Source organism: Youxingia wuxianensis, assembly GCF_014385085.1.
Classification (GTDB): Bacteria; Bacillota; Clostridia; order Oscillospirales; family Ruminococcaceae; genus Youxingia; species Youxingia wuxianensis.
Window position 1 is genome coordinate 79,528 of record NZ_JACRTD010000003.1, and the last position, 22,467, is coordinate 101,994.

The 22,467-nt window shown below is 50.0% G+C and carries 31 protein-coding genes and 1 tRNA gene; 10 read left to right on the plus strand and 22 right to left on the minus strand.

What is annotated here, in order from left to right:
* Positions 1-223 precede the first annotated feature (223 nt).
* The 21 genes from H8705_RS04625 to H8705_RS04725 all read right to left on the minus strand — a co-directional run bounded on the left by H8705_RS04625 (position 224) and on the right by H8705_RS04725 (position 15,048).
* Positions 224-1,045, minus strand: a complete 822-nt coding sequence (locus H8705_RS04625) for a P-loop NTPase family protein (RefSeq protein ID WP_193537027.1) — start codon at positions 1,043-1,045, stop codon at positions 224-226.
* Complete coding sequence (gene cpaB, locus H8705_RS04630; protein WP_193537029.1) at positions 1,045-1,899, minus strand: Flp pilus assembly protein CpaB; 855 nt, start codon at positions 1,897-1,899, stop codon at positions 1,045-1,047. Before cpaB ends, H8705_RS04625 begins: the two co-directional genes overlap by 1 nt.
* 40 nt (positions 1,900-1,939) lie before the next feature.
* On the minus strand, positions 1,940-2,062 hold the full coding sequence (locus tag H8705_RS04635; protein ID WP_262394669.1) for a hypothetical protein: 123 nt from the start codon (positions 2,060-2,062) through the stop codon (positions 1,940-1,942).
* Positions 2,059-2,514: a prepilin peptidase gene (locus H8705_RS04640; RefSeq protein WP_193537031.1), complete on the minus strand. Its 456-nt coding sequence runs from the start codon at positions 2,512-2,514 to the stop codon at positions 2,059-2,061. Before H8705_RS04640 ends, H8705_RS04635 begins: the two co-directional genes overlap by 4 nt.
* Positions 2,504-2,692 carry a DUF6133 family protein gene (locus H8705_RS04645; protein WP_392392073.1) on the minus strand — a complete coding sequence of 63 codons (189 nt, stop codon included), beginning with the start codon at positions 2,690-2,692 and terminating at the stop codon, positions 2,504-2,506. Before H8705_RS04645 ends, H8705_RS04640 begins: the two co-directional genes overlap by 11 nt.
* 153 nt (positions 2,693-2,845) lie before the next feature.
* Positions 2,846-3,235: a SpoVG family protein gene (locus tag H8705_RS04650; protein WP_055270319.1), complete on the minus strand. Its 390-nt coding sequence runs from the start codon at positions 3,233-3,235 to the stop codon at positions 2,846-2,848.
* Between the two features lie 23 nt (positions 3,236-3,258).
* On the minus strand, positions 3,259-3,813 hold the full coding sequence (locus H8705_RS04655) for a YodL domain-containing protein (RefSeq protein WP_262394670.1): 555 nt from the start codon (positions 3,811-3,813) through the stop codon (positions 3,259-3,261).
* A gap of 27 nt (positions 3,814-3,840) precedes the next feature.
* A complete protein-coding gene (locus H8705_RS04660; protein ID WP_262394671.1) occupies positions 3,841-4,566 on the minus strand; it encodes a DUF3849 domain-containing protein in 726 nt (241 codons plus the stop codon).
* Positions 4,567-4,578: 12 nt separating this feature from the next.
* Positions 4,579-4,998, minus strand: coding sequence for an AbrB/MazE/SpoVT family DNA-binding domain-containing protein (locus H8705_RS04665; protein WP_119346906.1), 420 nt, complete (start codon positions 4,996-4,998; stop codon positions 4,579-4,581).
* Positions 4,991-5,527, minus strand: coding sequence for a hypothetical protein (locus tag H8705_RS04670; RefSeq protein WP_055270313.1), 537 nt, complete (start codon positions 5,525-5,527; stop codon positions 4,991-4,993). Before H8705_RS04670 ends, H8705_RS04665 begins: the two co-directional genes overlap by 8 nt.
* A 17-nt stretch (positions 5,528-5,544) precedes the next feature.
* Positions 5,545-5,946, minus strand: a complete 402-nt coding sequence (locus tag H8705_RS04675; protein WP_193537039.1) for a hypothetical protein — start codon at positions 5,944-5,946, stop codon at positions 5,545-5,547.
* Complete coding sequence (locus tag H8705_RS04680) at positions 5,931-6,776, minus strand: DNA adenine methylase (protein WP_055270477.1); 846 nt, start codon at positions 6,774-6,776, stop codon at positions 5,931-5,933. The genes H8705_RS04675 and H8705_RS04680 overlap by 16 nt, the downstream gene beginning before the upstream one ends.
* A gap of 4 nt (positions 6,777-6,780) precedes the next feature.
* Positions 6,781-7,116 carry a hypothetical protein gene (locus H8705_RS04685; protein WP_055270309.1) on the minus strand — a complete coding sequence of 112 codons (336 nt, stop codon included), beginning with the start codon at positions 7,114-7,116 and terminating at the stop codon, positions 6,781-6,783.
* 152 nt (positions 7,117-7,268) lie between these two features.
* Positions 7,269-8,303, minus strand: coding sequence for a hypothetical protein (locus H8705_RS04690; RefSeq protein ID WP_262394672.1), 1,035 nt, complete (start codon positions 8,301-8,303; stop codon positions 7,269-7,271).
* Complete coding sequence (locus H8705_RS04695) at positions 8,300-8,848, minus strand: hypothetical protein (RefSeq protein WP_207730448.1); 549 nt, start codon at positions 8,846-8,848, stop codon at positions 8,300-8,302. The genes H8705_RS04690 and H8705_RS04695 overlap by 4 nt, the downstream gene beginning before the upstream one ends.
* Before the next feature lie 120 nt (positions 8,849-8,968).
* Positions 8,969-10,186 (minus strand): hypothetical protein, encoded by a 1,218-nt coding sequence (locus H8705_RS04700; protein WP_262394673.1) that lies wholly within the window; start codon positions 10,184-10,186, stop codon positions 8,969-8,971.
* Positions 10,179-11,165, minus strand: coding sequence for a DUF4314 domain-containing protein (locus H8705_RS04705; protein WP_193537045.1), 987 nt, complete (start codon positions 11,163-11,165; stop codon positions 10,179-10,181). Before H8705_RS04705 ends, H8705_RS04700 begins: the two co-directional genes overlap by 8 nt.
* On the minus strand, positions 11,162-12,457 hold the full coding sequence (locus H8705_RS04710) for a hypothetical protein (RefSeq protein ID WP_262394674.1): 1,296 nt from the start codon (positions 12,455-12,457) through the stop codon (positions 11,162-11,164). Before H8705_RS04710 ends, H8705_RS04705 begins: the two co-directional genes overlap by 4 nt.
* A 351-nt stretch (positions 12,458-12,808) precedes the next feature.
* Entirely contained in the window at positions 12,809-14,002 is a 1,194-nt protein-coding gene (locus H8705_RS04715) for an antirestriction protein ArdA (RefSeq protein WP_262394675.1), read from the minus strand.
* A 22-nt stretch (positions 14,003-14,024) separates the two neighbouring features.
* Positions 14,025-14,687, minus strand: a complete 663-nt coding sequence (locus H8705_RS04720; RefSeq protein ID WP_253100756.1) for a hypothetical protein — start codon at positions 14,685-14,687, stop codon at positions 14,025-14,027.
* 276 nt (positions 14,688-14,963) lie between these two features.
* Positions 14,964-15,048, minus strand: a tRNA-Leu gene (locus H8705_RS04725).
* A 324-nt stretch (positions 15,049-15,372) separates the two neighbouring features.
* Here H8705_RS04725 and H8705_RS04730 point away from each other — a divergent pair.
* From H8705_RS04730 to H8705_RS04755, 6 genes are read left to right on the plus strand one after another with little or no spacing between them, the layout of a single operon-like run.
* On the plus strand, positions 15,373-16,083 hold the full coding sequence (locus H8705_RS04730) for a TlpA family protein disulfide reductase (RefSeq protein ID WP_262394676.1): 711 nt from the start codon (positions 15,373-15,375) through the stop codon (positions 16,081-16,083).
* Entirely contained in the window at positions 16,080-16,679 is a 600-nt protein-coding gene (locus H8705_RS04735; protein WP_262394677.1) for a TlpA family protein disulfide reductase, read from the plus strand. The genes H8705_RS04730 and H8705_RS04735 overlap by 4 nt, the downstream gene beginning before the upstream one ends.
* Complete coding sequence (locus H8705_RS04740; RefSeq protein WP_262394678.1) at positions 16,680-16,826, plus strand: CD1871A family CXXC motif-containing protein; 147 nt, start codon at positions 16,680-16,682, stop codon at positions 16,824-16,826.
* On the plus strand, positions 16,819-17,703 hold the full coding sequence (locus tag H8705_RS04745) for a 4Fe-4S binding protein (RefSeq protein ID WP_392392068.1): 885 nt from the start codon (positions 16,819-16,821) through the stop codon (positions 17,701-17,703). Before H8705_RS04740 ends, H8705_RS04745 begins: the two co-directional genes overlap by 8 nt.
* Complete coding sequence (locus H8705_RS04750; RefSeq protein ID WP_262394679.1) at positions 17,703-18,011, plus strand: hypothetical protein; 309 nt, start codon at positions 17,703-17,705, stop codon at positions 18,009-18,011. Before H8705_RS04745 ends, H8705_RS04750 begins: the two co-directional genes overlap by 1 nt.
* A complete protein-coding gene (locus tag H8705_RS04755) occupies positions 18,008-18,421 on the plus strand; it encodes an RrF2 family transcriptional regulator (protein WP_262394680.1) in 414 nt (137 codons plus the stop codon). The genes H8705_RS04750 and H8705_RS04755 overlap by 4 nt, the downstream gene beginning before the upstream one ends.
* Before the next feature lie 38 nt (positions 18,422-18,459).
* Here the strand turns inward: H8705_RS04755 and H8705_RS04760 are convergent, their stop codons facing one another.
* Positions 18,460-18,978 carry a nitroreductase family protein gene (locus H8705_RS04760; RefSeq protein ID WP_262394681.1) on the minus strand — a complete coding sequence of 173 codons (519 nt, stop codon included), beginning with the start codon at positions 18,976-18,978 and terminating at the stop codon, positions 18,460-18,462.
* Positions 18,979-19,125: 147 nt separating this feature from the next.
* Here H8705_RS04760 and H8705_RS04765 point away from each other — a divergent pair, with 147 nt between their 5' ends.
* The 4 genes from H8705_RS04765 to H8705_RS04780 all read left to right on the plus strand — a co-directional run bounded on the left by H8705_RS04765 (position 19,126) and on the right by H8705_RS04780 (position 22,467).
* Positions 19,126-19,890, plus strand: a complete 765-nt coding sequence (locus H8705_RS04765) for a DeoR/GlpR family DNA-binding transcription regulator (protein ID WP_262394682.1) — start codon at positions 19,126-19,128, stop codon at positions 19,888-19,890.
* 170 nt (positions 19,891-20,060) lie between these two features.
* Positions 20,061-20,882: a TIM barrel protein gene (locus H8705_RS04770; protein ID WP_262394683.1), complete on the plus strand. Its 822-nt coding sequence runs from the start codon at positions 20,061-20,063 to the stop codon at positions 20,880-20,882.
* A gap of 16 nt (positions 20,883-20,898) precedes the next feature.
* On the plus strand, positions 20,899-21,546 hold the full coding sequence (gene deoC / locus H8705_RS04775; protein ID WP_262394684.1) for a deoxyribose-phosphate aldolase: 648 nt from the start codon (positions 20,899-20,901) through the stop codon (positions 21,544-21,546).
* A 15-nt stretch (positions 21,547-21,561) separates the two neighbouring features.
* On the plus strand, positions 21,562-22,467 hold the full coding sequence (locus H8705_RS04780; RefSeq protein ID WP_262394685.1) for a dihydrodipicolinate synthase family protein: 906 nt from the start codon (positions 21,562-21,564) through the stop codon (positions 22,465-22,467).

Consider the following 22,467-nt stretch of genomic DNA (forward strand, 5'->3'; position numbering starts at 1 on the left):
ATCGTTTCTTCTGTTTTTTCCGCAGTGGCCTCTGCTTGGCAGGCGGACGGGTCATCACTGGGAGAAGGAACAGTATCACCAGTGCCGTTGACGACAGGCCAGTCCGGGCCGAAGTACAGCGGAATGTCCTTCTTTTCACCGTCACGGTCTACGGTGATGTGCTTGACTTGCTTCTCCTCCTGGGCAGGCTGGGAGCCAAAGAGGGACAGGTTACGCTTTTCTCCTAACACCCAAACACCTCCTTGGAAATCTTCTCAATTTCCTTGCGGAAGACCCGGCTATCCTTCATGGAAAGTTCGCCCAGCAGATCACCAGCCAGATACAGGGACTCCACCTCAGCGGAGTACGGCAGTGTAAATGCCACCGTACCCAGCGCCTTTGCCATGTGGTCACCAGCCTGCTGGGGTTTGACATTGCTGGCGGTTTTATACTGTTTGTCCAAGTCCCAGCCAGCATCCTTCAGAAGTGGGAGCTGGCTGGACAGATAACTGATAGATTTCAGGTCTGCATTTGCGAGACGAAGGACAGCGTCAGATTCCATCAGCGCAACGGCAGACAGTATATCGTTGGCAATATAGCTTCCACAATCGATCACCACATAAGGTGCGATGTTCCGCAGGCCATCGATCAACTCACGGGCCTGCACATCGCTATAGGGTGGGTAGGTGTATTCCGACTCACCCTTGACCAGCCCCAATATGGAGAGATAGTCCAACCGTTTATGGGTGGTAAGGTTATTCTTGATTAAACTGTCAGACACATGGGCGGCAGCCAAGACGCTCCCCAGAGATCCTTTGTTTTCGAGATCCCTGGGTGGGCAGATGCAGGGCAGCATGGGGGCGGACATATCGCAGAGGAGAAGAATCGTGTTTTTACGCTTGCCGGCAAGGTGCTTTGCAATCCGTGCGGCGACTGTGGTCTTGCCACTGCCGGGGCTGCCCCAGACTGCCAGCACGCCCCCCTGGTCCTCCTGCTCATATTCCTCGTAGGCATCTTCATTGCCCGCCGAACGGGAGAAGATGCTCCCTTTCTTGAAGTTCAGCATCAGACCACCTCCTCAGACTCTGTGGGAGTTTCCACCTCCGTTTCTTCAGGATTGTCGGTTCCTGTGGGAGTTTCCTCCTGCGTGGTTTCCTCCTGGGACGCTTCCTCGGGATCAGGCTCGGGAGGATAGAGCTCCAACAGGACATCATCCTGTGCGGTGAGGAACTTTTCCGCATTCTCCTTGCTTCCACGGTAGACCAGAGTCAGATGGATTGTACCTTCCTCCTCCAGTTCGGCCAGTACCTTGCTCTGTTCAGGCGTGACAAGCAGTGTGACCGTACTGGGTAGCTCTTTTCCATCCTCATCGTCGGTCTGAGCCTCCCCGGTGTTGGCATCATACCCGGTGGACGCAGTCACGCTGATCACTTCCACATACTGAAGCTCAGGTGGGATGACGGTCTGGCCTTGCTGTTTGTAGTCAGGGGCAACAACAGAAACAATATCGCCGCTCTGCAGCTTGCCCGACAGACCGTTGGCAAAAGAGCGGATTGTAACCGAGATGGCCTGCTGGCTGCCGTCAAGGTCATAGAGATAGGCGTTATCAGCCGCCGGCACATCAGAGAGTTTGGTGTTGATAATATAATCGCCTACAGCAAGGTCAGCCGTAGCATATTTGCCTACGGCATTGCCCTTCTCATGTAGAACATTGTCAGGCAGATTGTACCCACCTACCTGTACCAGCTGAACCATATCATCGGTGATCTGTTCACCAGCGCGTATCGGCTGGGTGACCCGGACGATTTCGACCTTCTGGGATACCGCCCGGTTGAAGAGCGGTGTCAGGCCGAAGCAGATGAGGACGGAGAGCAGAATACAAAACACTCCGATCACAGTACGATTTCTCAGAAAACTCATACAGGGTATAACCTCCTCGTTTTAACTGGAATGGCGATGCTTACACGCGCAACGCGTTCTTGTGACGAATTGCCTTGGGCACAATGATGGCAGCGGCAGCCAAGGGAGCCAGAATGCCGATGCACTTAATGGCGGTCTTTTTCTCAATACGGAACTTTTTCATGTCATAACCTCCAAAACATAGAAAATGGCAAAACCAATGGAAAGAAAGGGAGCCAAGGGGATGGCAATTTCGCCGATTGGTGTTGGTGTGGCAGCGCAGTGCTTTTCAATGCAGGCCCGTGCGGCAGCATAGCCGATGGCGAGTGATAGGCCCAGAATGCCTCCCCACAATGTTGGGAGCAGACCCAGAACAAAGCCTACAGAGGCAACAAACTTGATATCGCCTCCGCCAGCCCTGTCTGGAAAAATCATTGCCACCCCAAGAAATGGCAGAGCAGCAAGTGGACCAAGTATTTGCCCAACAAAACGGGCGGGGCTGATTGCAATCAGCCCCGCCACGGCAGTCAGGATACAAAAGGTGTTTGGAATGAGATGTCGCCGCAGGTCAGCGGCGGATGCCAGCGCAAGCGTGCAGAAAAACCATACGGAACGAACCGCAGCATCAGCCGGCATAGTTGAACATGTCTTCCACCCGCTGGGTCACGGTGGGCAGCACGGTGTCACCGAACAGGGTGTACAGGCCAGCCAGCAGCAGGGCGCCAAGCACCACGGCAATCAGGATCTTCACGGCGGTGTCGATGTAACCCTCGCCGCGGGTGTTGCTCAGGGCGGTGCGGACGGAAAACGCCATAGTGTTGACGGTACCAACGGCCTTGCGGGAAACGGAGTTCATGGTGTTGATCATCTTGTTATACAGCTTCTTCATAGGTTCATTTCCTCCTTGAATTTTGAATGAATGATTGGGATTGGATGATTCAGGTCAGTAATACACAGATACGGCAGGTTACATCGCCATTTCAGGCCCCGGTGCCTGCCGGACCGTAGGGTCCGGGGCAGTTCTTCCGACCTGCTGGCTCTGGGTCAGGGCCTGCTGATAGGCATCGAGAACAGCATTGTCGAACTCTTGCCGGGCCTCTTTGGTGACAGGGAAGCAGATATCCTTGTACTCGCCGTTGCCAGCGCGATAGCTGGGCATAGAGACGAACAGTCCTTTACTGCTCTCCATCACCTTCACTCCACGGATGGCGAAACAACCGTTGATGTTTACCGAGGCGTGAGCCCGACAGTTGCCGTCGAGACGGAGAGAATGGATGCGAACATCATACTGCATGGGGAGCGTCTGCTGCTGAGGGGATTCCGACTGGGTCGTGGCTTTCTGGGCTTTGGTTGCCATGGAAATATTCCTCCTTTCTGGATTTACAGGGTCATGCTCATTGACTGATCCTGACTGGGATGATCCACAAATTCTATAGGCTGGAACCCGTAGCGATCAATGTAGAAGAAGGTACTGCCAGATGCATTGTACAGTTCTACTACATCGGAGATAGCCAGCGGCTGACCGTCCGGCCCAAGAGGAGTACGGCTGAATTTGTTCCAGAGCTTTTCCAGGTCATTGTCCTGAATCCGGCCATCATAGACCACATGATACTGTTCAGGTGTGGGGCCGCCAAACTTCTGCGCCATGGCATCAAGGCCAATGAAGCGCATCTGAATTGGCGTACCGGGCTTGAGCTGCCAGATTCGGCAGGACTGTAACTCGGGCGAGCTGTCACTGACGCGAAAGCCCTCGTTGGAAAGGCGCTCATAGACGCCTTCTTCCCAGCGAGGCACGAGTCCGCGCCGTGCAAGCCAGGATTCCAGCTCCTCACGGCGGAATTGCGGATCAACGGTGACTTCGGTCTGGTTTTTGGCTTGGTATCCAATGAGGTTCCCATAGTAAACCAGACAGCCATTTTTCATTTGAATGCTCACGACGGCATTCCTCCTTTCTTGGTTTCATCAAGTCATTTTCATCACCCCCATATCGGGCTGTTCTGCCTGTAGCTCAGCCAGTTTCTCTTTGGCCCAGTCCGGGAGAAACTCCTCCCGCAGCACCCCGATGAAGTCGGTGCGATTCCACCGTGTCTGTTCTCCATCTCCAAGACAGGTGGATCGGATAGAGCGCCCAATGGCGTGGGGCGAGCAGCCAAATCCATCATGGGCCAGCCAAAGCTGGTTTTCGGGCGACCAGCAGCTCTCCTTCAGGGTGTCTGGTGAAAGCACCAACACTCGGCCTTCGTAGTCGAGGTTTTCGAAGGAGTTCGGCTCACAGTGCTGCGGCCCGAAGAGGCCAAGATTCTTGTAAGCCTCGCGCACCATATTTACGAACCCATCCAATACCGCAGGATGAGATTTGACCATTAACGAGATGTTGTGAGTACCGTCTTGCGGAATGAAGGTGGCTTTCGCCCACTCTTGGTTCTTTCGGCTGAAGCGTCCATCGTAGCTAAGCTCCTGCAGGGTATTGGCAAGGACGAAATTGATTCGCTTATACCCCCACTTATCCAAAAGGGGCTGCAGCATCGAATCATTCAGGTGAGCACCGTCAAAATGAGTGCGAATGTGCTCCTCGATGTCACGGGCACATTCCTCGTTGGCCTGATAGCTCACCCGCCAAAGTGCCAGCTCGTTCCTGGTACGAGCTTCGGCTGCAGAGTAGGGGTAAAGATAGATTTCTTTTTCCATCCTGAAACCTCCTTACGGCAGGCAGCACTTGTTCGGAAGCTGGATGGACAACGGACTGATGCCCAGCTCGTTGAGCAAACAACATAACTCCACCGGTAACTCCAGAAGGTCTTCGGTCGTTGGAACAATGAGCAGCGCACCGTCCGCCACCAGTACGGTGATTTCCTCTCCTACAGGAATCGACGCTTCCGCCAGCAGGTCTGCCGGCAGATTGAGCTCAGGCTCCTCGCTGGTATAGCCGGCGCATCCTGCATCCCCGCAAACACGGCTTACCAGCAGGCTGTTTGCGTCACAGTCGCAGATATACTGATCCGCCGGAGTGGTAATGGGAACTTCCTCACCCGGCGCATAGCCCATCCCGCGCATAACAAAGGCCGGCAGTACCAGAGAGCCATCCTTGCGGATCTTTACAGAGGTGTGTACCTTACTCATCTTCGCACTCCTTTCTGCTACGAGTGCTGCCGCCGTAAATGATATCTCCGACCATCAGCCGCTCCTCCAGTTCGCCCAGGCAGATGCCGGAAAAGGCCATCATCTCCAACAGGTAGGGAGGAATATCCCGCAGGTCGTGATCATATCCGGCCTCGCAGACGGTAATCGTGTGATCCTCCTCGTCCACATAGAGACTCAGTTTGGCATCTGTGGGAATGCCGGCTTCTTTCCGCAGATCATCGTCCAGTTCGATCTTGTCGTACTCAAAATCCCCAAAGGGACATTCGCCCTCACACCCGCTGCAGGCGCCGCAGGTTTTGGCCAAATGGAAAGAGAGATTAATGAACAGCTGATTCAGACTGTCCAGCGCCTGGATCAGTTCCATAGCGGTCATCTGCTGCTTCATAATGACCGCTGTATTCTTCAGCGCATGGATCTCAACCTGACCGCTGTCCTCAAAACCACTGATTTTGAGTGCGGCACTGGGGAGAAAGAGGCCGCCATTCGACAACTGCTTGTTAAATTTCATCTGCTTTTATCCTCCTTTTATATCGTCTGACTCAAAGTTGGGAATGACTTTGCTTCCTGTTCCGCCAACAGTTCTTCCCGAAATGCTGTCAGATCCTCTGTCGTGGGCGTATAGCTCCTTGATTCGAGCGCAGTTAGCAGCGCATAGGTCTGACCTACCTCGGACAGCAGCGCCCTGAGACCTTCTGAGGTCATGTCCGCCCCCATCCGTCGCATCTGAGAGGAGAAGGTCACTCGATAGCGTAGCTGACCTGGAATGCTGTTGATCCGCATATCCAGCCCAAGGTAGGCTTCGTTTTCCGGCCGGATATAGACCTGTCCCACGACGCTGGGGCAAACCTGTAGGCGCCCTTGGCTCATCTCCTCAATCAGTTTCGCCGCTTCACGGAGCTTGTCCAACTCACTCACGACTTCAGCCATGCTGTATCACCTCCAGTCAGGTCAAACAGATTCATCTGAGACGGTGCTACCCGGAGCCGCTCATGCATATCGTAGTTGGCGATGATAAGCTCAGGAAATTGGGCGCCGTTATCATACCGCTGCTTAATGTTGTTGATTCGGGTGGTTTCCATCAGATAGATACCTGGCCGGTCATACAGACTTCGAATGAACTCGTCATCGTTGTAGGAAAGAAGAAACTTACCCTCAATCCGCATCAATGCATCCCGCAAACGGATATGATCCGTTTCTGTAAAGCCATCTTCGCCAATGTTTTGGTAGTAGCCCTCGGTGGCATGGTACGGAGGGTCGAGATAGAATAGGCTTGCCGGACGATCATACTGCCGGATGAGCTTTTCAAAGTCCTTGTTTTCAATGACCACCTTGGCCAAGCGCCGGTGAGCCTGCTCGATAAGGGGAAAATTGCTCCACATATCGTGGGGCTGACTTCCGAAGCTGGTCAGCCCAGCCGCATAGCTGTAACGGATCAATTCATAGAACCATGCAGCCTTCTGAACATCGCTGGCAGGACTGTCACGGGCTAATGTAGCGCGGACCACATCGAAATCCTCCCGCGAGTTCAGCACATATCTGAGTGCTTCCATCAGTTCCTGCGGCTTATCTCTTACACAGCGGTAAAGGTTGACCAGCAAGCTGTTGAAATCGTTGTACACCTCAAAATCATTGCCGGGGGGCTTATGGAACAGCACCCAACCGCCCCCGCCAAAGACCTCGATATACCGCTCATAGTAGACTGGGAACAAAGTGACGATGAGCTCTCGAAGTGCTTTCTTGCCGCCAATCCAGCTCATGAAACTATTCAACCGCATCACCGCCTTCCAATGGCAGCCGGGTCTGTGCGGTATCAAACTGCTCCAGGGATCGGTTCAGGCCGGCAATAGCGGCAGCGATTCCGCTGATCCGCCGTGTCAGATGGGCGATGGTCGCCCGCACCTCCTGTTCCGTAGCGGCGTAGAAGTACCCACTGCCACTGCTGGCGATGGGGATTCCCTTGCGGCGCAAGCGGTTGACCATCTGCCGCACTTCGATTCCCTTGATGGAGAAAACGCACTCCAACTCCCGGCTGGTGGCGGCGTTCGATTCACCGGAGTGATAGCGTTCCAATAATTCCGCCAGCCGTTCTTCCTGCATAGACGCCTCCTTTCCGGGGTGTTTTTCCGAAAAAGGGCATAAAAAAGAGGGGGCCGTTTATCCCTCTCGGAAAAACGGCCCCATTGCTATTTCTGGCTATTTATTTTTCTGTAGGATCACCCCCCCTGCATCAACCTCTGGCATGCTGCTTATTACATGGACATGGTCGGGCTGCTGGGAGGCTGGCTGTACTCATAAAGGATCTCGCTCCCGTTCCAGGACACATACCCATGCTCTGCCGCCGACAGGCCAAGGTTCTTCATTTTCTGATTGGCGTAGCCCTCGGCATCAAAGCATTCAGCAAGAAGAGCATCGTTGGGATATACACCATCCTGCTTAGCCAGCAACCTGCCATACTCCGCTACCTCCATGTCACGGGGCATGAAATTGTAGCAGTGGATGTTCTGCGCCAGATCCAATGCATAGTCCAGCTGATGACAGTCCTCCAGCTCCATGACCGCCTGCCATTTGTCCAGCCATCGGGGTTCGCCCTGGCCCTGTTCCGCCCACACATATCCGAAGTCGATAGCGTGGCGGATGAGCTCTGCGGCAGAATCATACTGGGAGAGGATATCTCTCAGCTGAGGCAGGCAGCAGTCTACATCCACAGCGATGCACTCGGTCAGCGTCTCCGCATCCAACGCATCCAAAGCAAGGAGCAATTCATCCGGGTGGGACGAGTCCATATATTCGCTGGTATCCGGAAACCCGACCCAGATGCCCTCCATATTGTTGCGGCTTGCCAGCTTGACCCGGATGCCGTAGTCGCCCCTGTCGGGAAGCATCGCCGGGTCGCTATTCTGAGAGAGATCAAGCGGCGAGGAAAGTCTGATAAAATTTCCATCGCAGAAAGTATTCCCGTCTTTTTGGCGATACGCCGCTCCTACCTTTGCCGGGTCAAGAAATTCCCGAGTCTGGGAGGAAGGGTAGAAGATATGCTCCATGACGAAGTTACCCAGGGCAAAGTCGTTCCCGGCTCCATAGAGCAATTCGTAGTGCTCCAGCTGATTGGCAATCTGCATTACATCGCAGGTTGCTTGCGGCTGCTCGATCTGCATGGCCCCGCGAAACAGCAGAGCCTCTTTTGCAGTCATGTTTTCAAACCGGCGCGCCAACCACTCATACTGTGACTTGGTCATTTCAAGGCCATCCAGCAAATCAAAAAGTTTGAGATCCTGCGTACTCACTGCGGCATCATCTCCATTCCCAGTTTGTTTTCTTCATTTTCTGCCTGCTCCACGCAGTGGAAGGGACTCCATCGTCCACAGCAGGGACAGGCAATCATACCATTTGCAGATTGGTCGACCTGCTCTTGTGTCACTTCGCCAGGCGTATTACAGCATTCATTCACAACTGTAACAAGATGTGCCGTTTCCAGCACCTCCGGGCGATATTGTCGGTTGAATGGGACAAAGTGGACCCAGAGTGGGTTATCAAACAGCCTGGCTACATGCAATTGCAGGGCCTCTTTTCTGACCACCTCTTTGGAAGCGTGAGCATAGTTGTGGTTCGTCTCCCATTCAATGAGGGACTTGAGCAGAGCAGATTCTCCCTTGCGGTTGATCAATGCCTCAGCAATTTGACACCACGCTTTTTCCTCGATTTCTCCGAGGTCGGTCTTTACCCCTGACCAGGGATGGTATTTTTTGTCGCGGCCAGAGCCGCTGCTGTTGCAGTAGAACACACCATGGAGCCAACGGATATCAGGAAAGTCTATGGATGTTAAATCCACTTGCTCGGGTGCGGTGATCGTTTGCTTGAGTATTAAGAATACCTCCTTTCCATATGCGTAGAGGTGGCTTTATACCATTGGAGGCCGGTCGTACTGATAGTCGCCTCCGGCTCTTACACCTTATCCAAGCTCCATCCCGCCCAGCTGCGGTTCCTGTTTCTGTTGCCCAATGGTTTGAATGGACTGTCCATCCCGGCGCTCCAGCAGCCCGTACTCCGTTTGAATGTTATTGCGGGACGCCAGAATCGCTTGCCCATAGGTGTGAAGATTGATATGAGGACGGATCATCTTGGCGGCCTTCTCCGGAAGAATGAAAGCCAGTTCCTCTGCCGCTGCATCTTCAGGGGATGCGATGCTCGGAGAAAGGATATACTCGTCAAGCTGTTCTGCCAGATCCAGAGCATCTACAATATTCTGACAATGTGTCGCTGTCATGAGTGCCTTGTAGGCAGGGAGAGCCGCGGCCGACATTTGGGCAAGTACATCTCCAAGCCGTTCGATGGTTTCAAAAGGTACTGCGTTGGTAATGTGTTCCGCCAATTGCGGGACTTTGCAGTCCATGCAGGTACACTCAACGGCGCCCCAATCAACATATCCCAGGCAGCGCACTGCCATCTCCAATGCGTTATCTTCGGCAGGAAGCTTCAAATCCACCACATCGGTTCCGGCAAAGGGGAGATTATCATGGTGTGCAGTCAACCGCAGGTGGATTGTATAGGCCGGCTCGACAGGCTGATTCAGCGTGATTTCCGGCGCCGACTTCAAGTCGGAGTGCTGTACTACATAGCCACCCAAGCCGGAGATTCCACTGGGAACATATACGCCGCATTCGCCCATGCGTGCCATTTTCCCGACCTTCTCAAAGTCCAGAAGCTCAAATGCCGCATCTGACATTCCTTCCACTTCCGGAACAAAACCATTCTCTGCGTAAAATCGCCCTAACTGTCCATCTGATACAACCGATTCCACCACATGGCAGCAGTCCACACTTTCTGCCAGATCCCGAAGGCGTTTCAGTGTGATGGATTCTTGTTTCTGGAAATCCACCCGAACCAGTCCTTCGAAGGCGATGCGCTGAACCTCATTCAGCCTGGAGAGGCGTTCTGCCAGGTCATTCAGCTCCAGCAGGTTTGTTGCTGAACATACAAGACTGGAGCGCAGCACCTCAAAGTCACGGTAATCTGTGATCTCCAAATACAAGGAATCTCCCTCTGGGAGCCGCACCTTATCCATCGCGTCCAGCAGTTTCCATGGGCTGGCTGGAAGATCCAGCTTGGCGTAGGCCAATTTGCTGTAGTCGGCGGGGGTCAGGTAGACGCTAAAAATTTCATCACCCAAGAGTCATTTCACCTCCATTTTGTTCCTGCTGCTCCTCATACCACTTAGGGTCTGCCCCCGGCACATCCCAACCGCACATACTGCCGGTGAGCATGGCTTGTTCCTGGGCCGGTGTAATGCCTCGCCGTTGATTGTTGTAGTCCGCCAGCCAGCGGTTCTGCGCTCGATCCTTTGTACTCCAGTCGCTGGGATAGTAGCCGCTCTCGCCACGCTTGATGCAAATAAGCGTCCCTTCACCGGGGAGAACTGACCAGCACAGGTCAGGCAGGCGGGTGAGGGAGTCCGGCGAAAATCTTTCTTCTTCCGTCTGAATGCTCCAGTTGCTGGAGTTCCAAAGGCTCACATAGAGTTCTCCATCGTTCAGTTTGATGGCTCGCTGCTCGAAACCCTCTCCCCAGCCGTCCGATGCCTGACCGGAAATGTACTCAGCAAGGGCCTCCTTTTCCTCCGGAAGAAGTGTCCCATTCACCTTGCATTCGGCCACACCCCACAACTGACCGTCACGGCTTTCCACATCCAGCATCACGGACTGGACTTTCGTGTTTACGCCGTCCGGTTTGTCATACCAGTGCATCAGACCACGGTTTTTTTCTTCAGGCATCTGGTTTTCCAGCAGTGCTTCGTGAATACATGACTGATAGTCCCTCAATTCACGCCCATCCAGGTCGTTGCCATACTCCTCCAGATCTCCCCAGTCGTCGTAAGCATAGAGCTGGGCCGTGAGTGGCATATAAAACTTGATCGTCTGGGGCTCAGGAGGCAGGATTTGAAATTGGTCCTCACCAATGATCAAGGCAAGGCCTCTGCCGTTGTCCCATTTCACATGAAATTGCCCTACATCATCGATATATTTCAGAGTGCCCATGCTGCCGGGTGGAATAGGGTGAGGATCGTTGCCCATCTTCGTCAGCCGAACACGACTTCCTTTGGGATACTGCTCCCGCAGGAATTCCAGCCATTCTCTCGAGACCTCTCTCATGATAGTCCTCCAATCGTTATGCCCTGCTGGGGCGTATTTTGTTCCAGCTCCAATCGGAGCGTTTTCACTGCGGCGGCGATTTCTGGGTCGCGCTTGAACCTGTCCAGTTGCAAGTGATCCGTGAAGAAGTGCTGTTCTCCATTCAGCGACCGAACCAGATCCACTGTGGCGATACCGTCCTTGGTGACGCCCAGCCGTTTCTCTGGCCGGTCACTGTCCAGGTAGGTGCGGATGGCCTCCTCCAAGGTCAAGTCCCGGTAGATTTGCTCTCCGGGGATGTTGCAGTCGGTCATCACGAACCATGCGTAGGTGTGGGGACGGTCGGGATCGGCGGCTTCTCGGAGCGCCTGTTTCCCAGCCTCTGTCAAGCCATAATTGCAGCCTCTCCGGGGGTTCTCCTCCCCAGCAAAGTCCAGCAGAATGTCGTCCACCGCCTTCCGTACTGCGGGATCGTCCGTCAGCGTTTCATAGCGGAAGCCTGTGGTGGCTTGATATGGAAGTTCCTCCCGAATGGTGTCCAAGTATTTCTGGGCATCTGTGAAGGTCTGTTCTTCACCACTGGCGTAGGTGATCCGACCCACAGGCTTTGCCTGTTGGGCCATCCGTTGCTGACGCAGGTCGTAGGAATAAAGGTACCCCTGATATTCCCCAGGGGAAGGGGTGCAGCGCAGGCAGTAGCGGTAGTGCTCCGTCTCCGCGATATAGCCGAAGCATCGGCCGTCCTCGGTGATCTTACCGCCGTGCTGGTAGCAGTAGTTTCTCATCGCAGCCAGATTCGTAAGGGGACCATCCGCCCGGAGCATATCCACAAACTTCTGAAGTTCGTCTTTGAATTCCCCCGTGTTGAACTGGTCGCCGTTGTGGGGCCACCAAGTGTGGTAGAATTCTTTTCCGGAAGCTCCGAAGTCCATCCGTATATGGCCTACCGTTCCCAGCACCGCATCCTCGGCCTCGTCCATCTGAGAATAGAAAAGGCCCGCCTCCTCAATGGAAGCGGGCCTAATGTGAACTGGTGTATTTACTTTTGCTTTCTGCTCCATAGCATTCACCTCTGAATTGGAATTGTAAATTTGCCAATCTGGGTGTCCCATCCTTCCCAGTACTACTCGTTGAAATGCGATGGAAATATCATCATCGCTATAATCTCCACGGTTGAAATTCGATGCACTGATGACATCTTCTCTAATGTCTGCAGCAAATCTTTCATCAAGGCTGGCGATATATGTCCCAAAAACTTTGTGAATATATGCTTTGATGTCACTATCCAACTGCTCCGATAGAGAAATAATCACTTACTTCACCTCCTTATTCGGAACCATACCACAACTCAGTAGCAATAGCTATAGTCAAAAGCGGGTTTGCCAGAGAAGTGATAATAGCCAGCAACAGCAGCTCCCAGTGCCGCCAGGAACGCTACAGTAATCATAGTCTTCTTCGTTTGCATTCCTCCCAGTCATCGAATGATAGATGTTCCGTTCGTTGAAATCCACTAACAATAACGCATTTGACCTCGACAATCTCAGTTTTTCCTGCACTGCTGGCCTGATCAAGGTGGCTGGACATTTCTGTAATGGCACCTCCAAGATGTGGGCAATTGAGAGAGACAAAAACAGAACTCCCACTTCGTTTCATAAAGAGTTGGCTTATGTCATGCCATCCATTTGAAAGTCCAGCTCCCGCTGATAGATTTCCGCAGGGTCGTCCATCATCAGTTCTTCCAGTGTGAGTACCCCATGATAGGAAACATATCCACTCTTTACGACCTGTCCTTCCTCCGCATTCATGCGCTCCAGTCCGTATCGGGCATAATCGTAGTAATCACACAGATTTTCGTCGTACTCAAATCTGCCGGATTTCTGAATCATGTAGCGGCCATATTCCTCCACATTCTGGACACCAGGGGCATAGTCAAACTGCTCCAGATTCTCTGCCAGCTGCCTGACTTGTGCGGCGGTTTCCGGCCGTGCGTATTCCACCACCGCGCCAAGTTTTTTTATTTCATCGGTACTCAGTTGTTGAATCGCCTGGCATAGCTTATTCAGCTCCTCCAGGCACTCTGACTCCATATCCAAAACACAGTCTACGGCATCCGGAAACTCGCTCCCCTGAAATGACAGCCTCATATCCGCCGGATCAACGATCCCTGCCCGAACCAAGGAACGCTTGATATGGAGATCTGGCGCAGGCAGATATAACCAGGTTTTGGGAGCGTCCTTAGTCTGCTGTACCGTCAGGGTCAGCAGGGGAGGCTCATAGAAATACTGCGGAAAATGACGCCCATCATAGAGCTGCGAGAGTCGCATACCGTTGTCATAGACTACTCCGTATGGTGTGATGACTCCATTGCCCTCATCAATGAGGAGCAGGGCGGTTTCATAGCCGTCAAGGGCGTCCAGCTCCTCTTTGCTGGCGCAGCCGCCATTCAGCACCATGTAATGATCTCTGCCGACCTGCTCTAAATCAGAAAAATCTGTGATGACCGTGACCTGCTGGCAGGAAAATGTCAAGTTGATTAGGTCGGTCATGTCGGAATAGTTGTAGCTGACCGCCGCACCCTGGAACTGAGCGCCCTCCTGTGCATAACAGAAGCTGTCCAGCCGCTTGGCCAGATAGTCCAGCTCGTCGATATTTACAGGTTTTCCCTCCAGTCGCTTCAGGATGGGGTACTCACCAAGGATCTCGTCCATTTGGCAGTCCCTCGCCAGGGGATCTCCCATGTCCATCGCATTCAGCGCCTCCATGATTCCGTCATACTGGTTGTGCGGGATTGGGAGGGGAACGGTAAACTGTCCGTACTCGGGATGCTTCGGATTTGATAACACAGCATTCATTCTCATCGTATTCCTCCAATGCCGAGCCCTACATCTCCATCTGAGGGCTATAATCCTGTCTGTGTTCCAATTGGGTGTCCAGGTCAGGGACAGAGAACTCGATTTTGATTCTGGCTTCTTGAATGGCTCTTATCTGTTTGTCATTCAAATTTGGGTCTTCTGCCAACAGATGATCCGTTGCACGATAAATCTCTGTCAACTCCTCATTGGAGAAGAGACTGGCTTTGGGGATCAGACCAGAGCGGACAGCGAAGTCCCGTTTGGCTCCTGCAAAATCATCCTCATAATAGTGCCCATGGCTGACGCCGACCCTTTCATAATCCCAGATCCATGTAACGAACTCATAGCCCCGGCCGCTGCCTCGCTCTCTGCCCGCCAGCACAGCCCCGCCGAAATCCGCAAGCAGATGAAACTTATTGTCAAGACCACGAGCACGGAGCAGGGGGGTGTTTTCCATAGCCTCCACATATTCAAATACTCTGTCGGCTGCAATGGCGACCCTGTGATACAGCTCGTTGGCCTCTGGATTCTTGCTCCCGGACGGAAGCATAAATACTTCGTTCCCAGGAGAAACAGAAAGGACAGGCTGTCCATGGAGAAAAATCTCCAGTCGCCTGTCCTCCTTGTTATAGGATTCAATTTGCTCTTTTCTGAGGCACCGGGATAATTCTTCAAAAAATTGTTGCGCCATATAACAACCTCACATTCTTTTGTTTTCTGGTTTTCTATTTGGGGAATCGGTTTCTACAGCAGAATAAAAAAGGCCGAGATCCTGAAGTAACAAGATCCCGGCCTCAAAAGATATGCCTGATAGAGTAAAAAATGTGTGCGTTCGACTCCTGCCAGAGTGGATGGCACAGGGTAAAATATCGGAAAAATAAGGCCCGTAGATCTGCTGATCTACGGGCCTCGGAAGCCTTGAAAATACTGAGGTTTTGTCCTCAATATCTTTTTTAGCCTCCCTTTTTGGTGCGAGTGACGGGACTTGAACCCGTACGCCATAAGACACACGCCCCTCAAACGTGCCTGTCTGCCGATTCCAGCACACTCGCAAAAAGTGTAGTTTTGAACAACTCGACGAAGTATATCCTAGCATATAGGGCGGTAAATGTCAAGGTGAAAACGGTGAATTTCAGCAAAATACAAGTCATAAAAATGTAGGAAAAATCGAGCTACAACACAGGAATTTTATTTTTATAAGAACTATTGACAAGTTATACTGTAACTGATATAGTTACAGTATAACTATAGGAGGCGCAATTTATGTTTCGTATGCCGATAAAAATATCGGCGGCTGCCGCCGCCCTTTTCCTGCTTGCTTTGTTAATGAGCGAGAGTCTGGGAAACTGTATGCTTTAGAAAGGTATTGAGAATTTATGGATAAAAAACAGCGAAGAATAATCTTCGGGATTGTGGTGGGAATAACAGTTGCTTTTTCCGCTTGCCTTGCGCCTGCACAGGAAGCTCCGAATCAAGAAATTTCTTCCCCGCAGAGTCACCCGGTGCAGGAAAGTACGGAAAGTTCACTAGAAGCGGTAGAGCTTCCGCCTAAATTTAATCCAGGATGCAGAGTAGATCTTCCATACCCCTTAAAATCCTCTGGGAAAAGCGATGCTACAGATTTTTCTCAGTGGACAGCGCAGGAGATAGACGGCAGTACAGTTACACAGGAAATACTAAAGGAAAGTCCGTTGACCTTGGTAGTGGTGTGGAGCACCTATTGCGGCACTAGTATCGAAGATTTACAGATTTTACAGGAAATATATGAAGAATATTCCAGAGAACAGCTAAATGTTATTGGGATTATGGCAAGCGTACAAAAGGAAGACGGTTCCATCAATGAGGATGAAGTTGGGTATATTCGGTATCTTTTGGAGGAGACAGGGGCAGAATTTCCTCAGCTGTTTCCTTCGGATGATCTGATTGCTATTTACTTAAAGAATCTGACCGTTGTGCCTGAGTGGTTTTTCTTAGATACCCAGGGGAATTTCGTAGGGGAGAGCTCTACCGGTCAGCTGGCAGTTGAGGAATTAAAAGTGAGGATAGAGGATAATATGCGGACACAAAAACAGGAGGTATTACAATGAAAAAATGGAGCGTGTTTTTATTGGGAGCACTATTGCTGTTGACCGCCTGCTCTCCAAAAGAAAAGAAAGAAATTTCTTATGATTCTGCCCAATCCCAGCAGGCAGTTGATGAAGCGAAATCTTCCCAAGTGGAGTCAGAACCGGCATTGGGGGAGTTTAGTACCCAGGATTTGGAAGGGAATGAAATCACTTCGGAAATTTTTTCCGATTATGATTTGACGATGGTGAATATTTGGACCACCTACTGTGGCGTTTGTTTATCAGAATTGCCTGAGCTGGGAAAGCTTAATGAAGACTATCAGGACAAAAATTTCCAGGTGGTGGGAATTGTTATGGATGTATTTAATAAGGACGGCACCTATTCAGAGGAGCAAATTGAGGTAGCCAAATATGCGGCGGAGGAAACAGGAGCGACCTATGCTCATCTTTTGCCTTCTCAGGAAATGATAGATGCAAAACTCTCCCAGGTAACAGGGGTGCCGGAAACAATTTTTGTGGATAAGCAAGGGAACCAAGTAGGAAAAATTTATTTGGGAGCTCGTTCGTCGGATGACTGGAAAAAAATAATAGATAGCCTGTTGGCAGAGGTAGAGTAGATGAGGCTGCTGAAAAGAAACTGGAAAGGAATACTCGTTCTCTTTGTAGGAATCGTTTTTCTTGCTATAGGAGTAATGCGGGGAGAGGCGTTTACTGTATTTACCAAAGCGGCAAATATATGTTTGGAGTGTATTGGAATTGGGTAAATTGTTTTCCAGGTTAAAGAATAAAATACGCTTATGTATACAGGTAGCATTCACCGCACTGACCAATGGGTATGCGGTAGGATTTGCTAAGGGGACGATCTATACCGGGCCGACAAAATCCCTCTGTGTTCCGGGGCTTAATTGTTACTCCTGTCCTGGGGCATTAGGAGCTTGCCCTATCGGTTCATTACAGGCAGTACTGGGCAGTCGGGATTATCAATTCACCTTTTATATTGTGGGATTTCTCATGGCGGTAGGCGCGGTGTTTGGCCGGTTTGTATGCGGATGGCTGTGTCCATTTGGATTATTAGAGGATTTATTATATAAAGTTCCTTTTGTGAAAAAAATAAAAAAGCTTCCTGGAGACCGGTGGCTGAAATGGCTTAAATATGTAATTTTAATAGGATTTGTCATATTATTGCCCCTTTACGCAGTGGATTTTTTAGGCCAGGGGGATCCTTGGTTTTGCAAATATATTTGTCCTTCCGGCACTCTCGGAGCGGGGATACCGTTGGTATTGGCTAACGAAGGGATGCGTTCGGCGGTAGGCTGGCTGTTTGCCTGGAAAAATCTTGTGCTGGCAGTGCTTATTTTGCTTTCTTTTCTGGTTTACCGTCCGTTTTGCCGATATCTCTGCCCCTTGGGAGCGATTTATGGATTGTTTAACCCGATTTCTTTCTACCGGCTTAAAGTGGATCAAAAAAAATGTATTTCCTGCGGAGCTTGTCAAAAAGTATGCAAGTTGGATATCGCGGTGTGGGAAACTCCCAACAGTTTAGAATGTATCCGCTGCGGAGACTGCAAAAAAGCCTGTCCTCATGGAGCGATCGGATCCTCTTTTGAAGGTAGGTTTCAGAATAAAAAGGGGGAAGTTTAGTGCAGTTTATATTATCAACCATCCTGTCCTTTGTAGGAATAGGGATAGCGCTGGCAGTAATCATCGTTAATGTCCTAATACTGTTTCGGCCGGGATCAAAGTGGTTGTCCGTTTTATATACCGCTATTTCCCTGTGGTATGGCGGTACGCTGGTTTCTTCGCTTATCCGGCAGAGCAGCGGTATTTATTGCGCAATGACGCCGGAAAAGACGCTGTTGATTTATGGAGGGCTGGTACTACTTCATTTCTATTTTTTGTGGGATTCTGTGAAACTGCTAAAACGTCAGGAGGGCAAAAAAAGGAAATGACAAGCGAGTTTGCAATAGCGGTACATACGCTGGTATTTTTAAATCATAAGAAAACAACCGTATGCAGCCAATCCCTGGCAGAAAATGTATGTACTAACCCCGCCAGGATACGCAAAGTTATGGCGAAATTAAAAAAAGCGGGTTTGGTGGGCACAAAAGAGGGAATGGACGGAGGGTATTACTTTGAAAAAGATCCAAAGGAAGTGACCCTCTGCCAGATTGACGAGGCGATGGACGCAAGGCTGGTATCCTCTTCCTGGAAGCCGGGGAATAAAGAAAAGGAATGTTTAATAGCTTCCGGAATGGGTGAGATATTGGACAACATCTACTTTGAGCTGGATCAGAAATGTAAACAATATCTGAAAGGGATTACCATTTCAGATATCGATAAAAAGATTTTTGGAGAATAAAAAGAGGGCGTCTTTAGACGCCCTCTTTTTATGATTTTCTACAGACTTTCATAAAAGACTTTTTTGGGATCAAAGCGGTCAGGAGTTTTTTTGGTGTCGGCGCAATGTCCTATCGCTACGCCGCACAGCGGGATAATATCCTGGGGCAGAGAGAATGCTTCCTGTACAGCGAGAGTCCGTTCCTTGTTGGGATAAATGCCCAGCCATAGACTGCCCAGACCCAGGTCAGTAGCCGCCAAAAGGATATTTTCTGTAGCGGCGGAACAGTCCAGCGCCCAATAAGGATCCGGGAACTTGTAGGCGGCCTTCCTATCCCCACACACCAGAATAACCACAGGGACTTTTTCCAGCATCTCGGCATTAGCGGGTTTGAACTTCTGGATTTTGGCAATATTTTCTCTCTTGCGAAGGACGAGGAACACATAGTCGTTGCTGCCTACCGTGGTAGGGGCCGCCATGGCGGCTTTAAGTAAAATCTGAACCTGTTCGTCGGTAACATCCTCTCCTGTATAGCTGCGCACGGATTTGCGCTGGAGGATGGCTTCTATTGTTTCCATAATCAACTCTCCTTAAAATGTTAATATTTTTACATTAATTATATCAATTTTGTAAAAAAAGTAAACATATGGATTTACTTTTTTAAAAAATTAAGATACAATAATTGCAAAGAAGGGAAAATTACGCGTATAGGAGCGATAAAATTTATGGGGAAACCGGAAAAAAGAATAGCGCAGATGCTGGAGATATTAAAGCAGGAACGGGGGGTTTCTGTGAAAGACTTGGCGGCGCGATTGGATGTTTCTGAAGTCACTGTGCGCCGGGATATTGAAAAGTTAAAGAAAAATCAACAGGTTAATTTTGTTTCCGGCGCAGTGATGTATGCCAGCAGTGAAGATAAAAGCTATCAGCTGCTGGAAGAAGAAGTAAAAAACTATTCGGAAAAAGATCGTATCGCGCAAAAGGCGGCGTCGCTCATAGAAGAGGACGACGTAGTTATTTTTGATGTAGGAACCACGGCGGTGCAGGTGGTCAAATATATTCCCGAGGAAATCAACATTACAGCGGTATGCTGTACGGTAAACACCTTAATCGAGCTGAGAAAGAAAAAAAACGTTCAGATTATCTTCCTGGGGGGATATTTTCACCGGGGAACGGAGATGTTTGAAAGCCAGGAGGGAATCCGGCTGCTGGAGCGCACCTGTGCGACGAAAGTGTTTTCCACCGCTGCAGGCGTCAGTGAGATGCTGGGGGTTACCTGTGTAAACAATTATGAAATAGGGATAAAAACCGCGGCAATCAAGTCCGCTTTGAAGAAAATTCTCCTGGTGGACTCTACAAAATTTGATCGGGTGTGTTCGGGAAGGTTTGCTTCCCTGGGTGATTTTGACGTTATTATAACGGATCAGGGAATTTCTCCTCGCTGGAAAGAGATTACCCAGGAGTTAGAAATAGAGTTTTATACCGTATAGAACTGTAATAATCAATAAAAAAAGATGAGATGTTTTGAGCATTCTCATCTTTTTTTTATTTTATTATTGACTAAAAATAGTTCAAATGTTAGAATTATTTCAAATAATATAAAAATTATGTAATTATATTAACATTTTAGTGTAATTACACGGCGGAAAGGAGAATTTTAATGAAGTTATCATTTTTCTCAGCGTCAATGGAGCGTTATCCCATCGAGCGGGTATTCCAGGCGGCCCAGGAGTTTGGCTACGAAGCCATGGAACTGTGGGGCGGACGTCCTCACGCGTATGCGCCGGACCTAGCGGACGGAGATGTTAAAAAGGTAAAACAGCTCTCCAAGGATTACCGCCTTCCGATTATCAGTTTTGAACCGGATATGGTGACACTGTCCTGGAAAGACCCCAGATGGCACAAAGAAAATATGGATTACTACAAAGTATGCCTGGATATGATTTCCGAGCTGGAATGTCCTTATATGGTACTGGCCGCCCTTCATGCGGAGTTTGGCAACAATTATAAGGATGATTGGAACCAGCTTATCGATAGTGTGGGTATCCTTGCCCAACATGCGGAAAAACGGGGCGTTACTATCTTATTGGAAACAATCGCTCAGTTTGAAGGGTATCTGATGCACAGGTGCGATGATATTATCCGGGTAATGGACGAGGTAAAATCCCCTTATGTAAAAGGAATGCTGGATATGCTTACCGCAATTACTGCAAACGAGCCTTCTTCCGAGTATTTTGAAAAATTAGGGAAGGATTTGAAACATATCCATCTGGTAGATGGAAAGAAAGACAATGAAGCCCATTTAATTGCCGGGGATGGGGAGCTTCCCTTTGAAGAAGTGCTGGCTATGATCCATTCTTACGGATACGACGGCTATTGTTCTTTGGAACATTTTGATGAATACCGCGGCGAGCCGATTCTCTTTAACCATCAGGCTATCCGGCGTGTACGGGCGGCTTTGCAGAACATCGGACTGGAATAAGAAAGGAAGAAATTTAATGACGAAACAAGGGATGCTACACCATGTGGACCATACCCTGCTGAAAGCTACCTCCAGCTGGCAGCAGATAAAAGCCCTCTGCGACGAAGGGGTCAAATACCAGACAGCGTCTGTTTGTATTCCTCCATGCTATGTGGCCGCGGTAAAAGCCGCATATGGGGATAAATTAAAGATATGCACCGTGATCGGATTTCCTTTGGGATATAATACTCCTCAGATCAAAGAAGCGGAAACCAAACAGGCTATCGCTGACGGCGCGGATGAGGTAGATATGGTAATTAATATCTGCGACGTAAAAAACGGGGAGTTTGATAAGGTAAAAGCAGAAATTGCGCTTTTGCGCAAAGCTTCTGAAGGAAAAATTTTAAAGGTGATTGTAGAAACCTGTTATCTTACCAAAGAAGAAAAAATCAAGCTATGTGAAATTGTTACGCAGGCCGGGGCCGATTACATAAAAACCTCCACCGGGTTTGGAAGCGGCGGCGCGGCGATAGAAGATATCCGTCTGTTTAAAGAACATCTCGGACCAAAGGTAAAAATGAAAGCGTCCGGAGGCATCCAGACTCTGGAAGATATGGAAGCCTTTTTGGATGAGGGATGCGACCGCCTGGGAACCAGCCGGGGCGTAAAATTATTGGCGGAATAATAGGAGGAATGAAGAATGTTTAATACAGAAAATATGTTATATCGGGGCGCCTGCACAGAGATGCCTACTTCTTTTAAAGAAAATGGGGATATCGATCACGAAAATATTGCCAGATGCGTGGAATTTCAGGCACAGTCGGGCGTTACGGCCTTGTTTGTAAATGGCTTCGGTTCGGAAAGCCTTCTGATGAGTGTGGAAGAACGGGCCCAGGTAGTGAAAACTTTTGTGGACGCGGCAGACAAACGGCTGCCGGTGCTGGCAAATTTGATGTCCAATTCCCTGGAAGAAGCTCATAAGGTGATAGAAGGATATGAGAAAGCGGGAGTCACCGCTATTTCCATCGGCCAGCCGGCGGTATATGAATACACGCAAGATGCGATCTATGACTTTTATAAAGAATTGATCACCTCTACCAAGCTGCCTATTTACTTGTATAATTCTCCGGAATCCGGAAATGAAATGTCCCCTGAACTGTCGGCGGCGCTAATTAATGATTTTAGCAATGTAAAGGGATATAAAGACGGAACTCAGAAGATTATTCATCTCCAGGAAGTGATGCGCCGGGTGAAGAAACCGGACATTGAATATGTAGCGGGAAGCGACGGGACTACGTTAGCCACCCTGTTGCTGGGGGGCTGCGGCGTAATTTCATTTATAACGGTAGTTTTCCCAAAACCGGTGATCGAAATGTGCGAGGCTTATTTTGCCGGGGATGTAGCAAAAGCCAGAGAAAAACAGTTTGAAATCCTGCAGATCAGAAAGATATTAAAATCCGCCGCAGATATTTGCGGCTACCGTTATGCCTCTGAACTGATTGGCCATCCATTTTCCGGCACTCGGATGCCCAAAAAGATGACGGTGATCACTGAGGAAGAAAAAGAGGCGATCAAACGCGGCTTAAAAGAGTTGGGTTTGATTTAA

What these genes read in the sequence shown, in the direction of transcription:
- H8705_RS04625 (WP_193537027.1), bottom strand. Translation starts at nt 1,045, where the DNA reads ATGCTGAACTTCAAGAAAGGGAGCATCTTCTCCCGTTCGGCGGGCAAT.
- cpaB (WP_193537029.1), bottom strand. Translation starts at nt 1,899, where the DNA reads ATGAGTTTTCTGAGAAATCGTACTGTGATCGGAGTGTTTTGTATTCTG.
- H8705_RS04635 (WP_262394669.1), bottom strand. Translation starts at nt 2,062, where the DNA reads ATGAAAAAGTTCCGTATTGAGAAAAAGACCGCCATTAAGTGCATCGGC.
- H8705_RS04640 (WP_193537031.1), bottom strand. Translation starts at nt 2,514, where the DNA reads ATGCCGGCTGATGCTGCGGTTCGTTCCGTATGGTTTTTCTGCACGCTT.
- H8705_RS04645 (WP_392392073.1), bottom strand. Translation starts at nt 2,692, where the DNA reads ATGGCGTTTTCCGTCCGCACCGCCCTGAGCAACACCCGCGGCGAGGGT.
- H8705_RS04650 (WP_055270319.1), bottom strand. Translation starts at nt 3,235, where the DNA reads ATGGCAACCAAAGCCCAGAAAGCCACGACCCAGTCGGAATCCCCTCAG.
- H8705_RS04660 (WP_262394671.1), bottom strand. Translation starts at nt 4,566, where the DNA reads ATGGAAAAAGAAATCTATCTTTACCCCTACTCTGCAGCCGAAGCTCGT.
- H8705_RS04665 (WP_119346906.1), bottom strand. Translation starts at nt 4,998, where the DNA reads ATGAGTAAGGTACACACCTCTGTAAAGATCCGCAAGGATGGCTCTCTG.
- H8705_RS04670 (WP_055270313.1), bottom strand. Translation starts at nt 5,527, where the DNA reads ATGAAATTTAACAAGCAGTTGTCGAATGGCGGCCTCTTTCTCCCCAGT.
- H8705_RS04675 (WP_193537039.1), bottom strand. Translation starts at nt 5,946, where the DNA reads ATGGCTGAAGTCGTGAGTGAGTTGGACAAGCTCCGTGAAGCGGCGAAA.
- H8705_RS04680 (WP_055270477.1), bottom strand. Translation starts at nt 6,776, where the DNA reads ATGAGCTGGATTGGCGGCAAGAAAGCACTTCGAGAGCTCATCGTCACT.
- H8705_RS04685 (WP_055270309.1), bottom strand. Translation starts at nt 7,116, where the DNA reads ATGCAGGAAGAACGGCTGGCGGAATTATTGGAACGCTATCACTCCGGT.
- H8705_RS04705 (WP_193537045.1), bottom strand. Translation starts at nt 11,165, where the DNA reads ATGAGAGAGGTCTCGAGAGAATGGCTGGAATTCCTGCGGGAGCAGTAT.
- H8705_RS04715 (WP_262394675.1), bottom strand. Translation starts at nt 14,002, where the DNA reads ATGAGAATGAATGCTGTGTTATCAAATCCGAAGCATCCCGAGTACGGA.
- H8705_RS04720 (WP_253100756.1), bottom strand. Translation starts at nt 14,687, where the DNA reads ATGGCGCAACAATTTTTTGAAGAATTATCCCGGTGCCTCAGAAAAGAG.
- H8705_RS04730 (WP_262394676.1), top strand. Translation starts at nt 15,373, where the DNA reads ATGGATAAAAAACAGCGAAGAATAATCTTCGGGATTGTGGTGGGAATA.
- H8705_RS04735 (WP_262394677.1), top strand. Translation starts at nt 16,080, where the DNA reads ATGAAAAAATGGAGCGTGTTTTTATTGGGAGCACTATTGCTGTTGACC.
- H8705_RS04740 (WP_262394678.1), top strand. Translation starts at nt 16,680, where the DNA reads ATGAGGCTGCTGAAAAGAAACTGGAAAGGAATACTCGTTCTCTTTGTA.
- H8705_RS04755 (WP_262394680.1), top strand. Translation starts at nt 18,008, where the DNA reads ATGACAAGCGAGTTTGCAATAGCGGTACATACGCTGGTATTTTTAAAT.
- H8705_RS04760 (WP_262394681.1), bottom strand. Translation starts at nt 18,978, where the DNA reads ATGGAAACAATAGAAGCCATCCTCCAGCGCAAATCCGTGCGCAGCTAT.
- H8705_RS04765 (WP_262394682.1), top strand. Translation starts at nt 19,126, where the DNA reads ATGGGGAAACCGGAAAAAAGAATAGCGCAGATGCTGGAGATATTAAAG.
- H8705_RS04770 (WP_262394683.1), top strand. Translation starts at nt 20,061, where the DNA reads ATGAAGTTATCATTTTTCTCAGCGTCAATGGAGCGTTATCCCATCGAG.
- deoC (WP_262394684.1), top strand. Translation starts at nt 20,899, where the DNA reads ATGACGAAACAAGGGATGCTACACCATGTGGACCATACCCTGCTGAAA.
- H8705_RS04780 (WP_262394685.1), top strand. Translation starts at nt 21,562, where the DNA reads ATGTTTAATACAGAAAATATGTTATATCGGGGCGCCTGCACAGAGATG.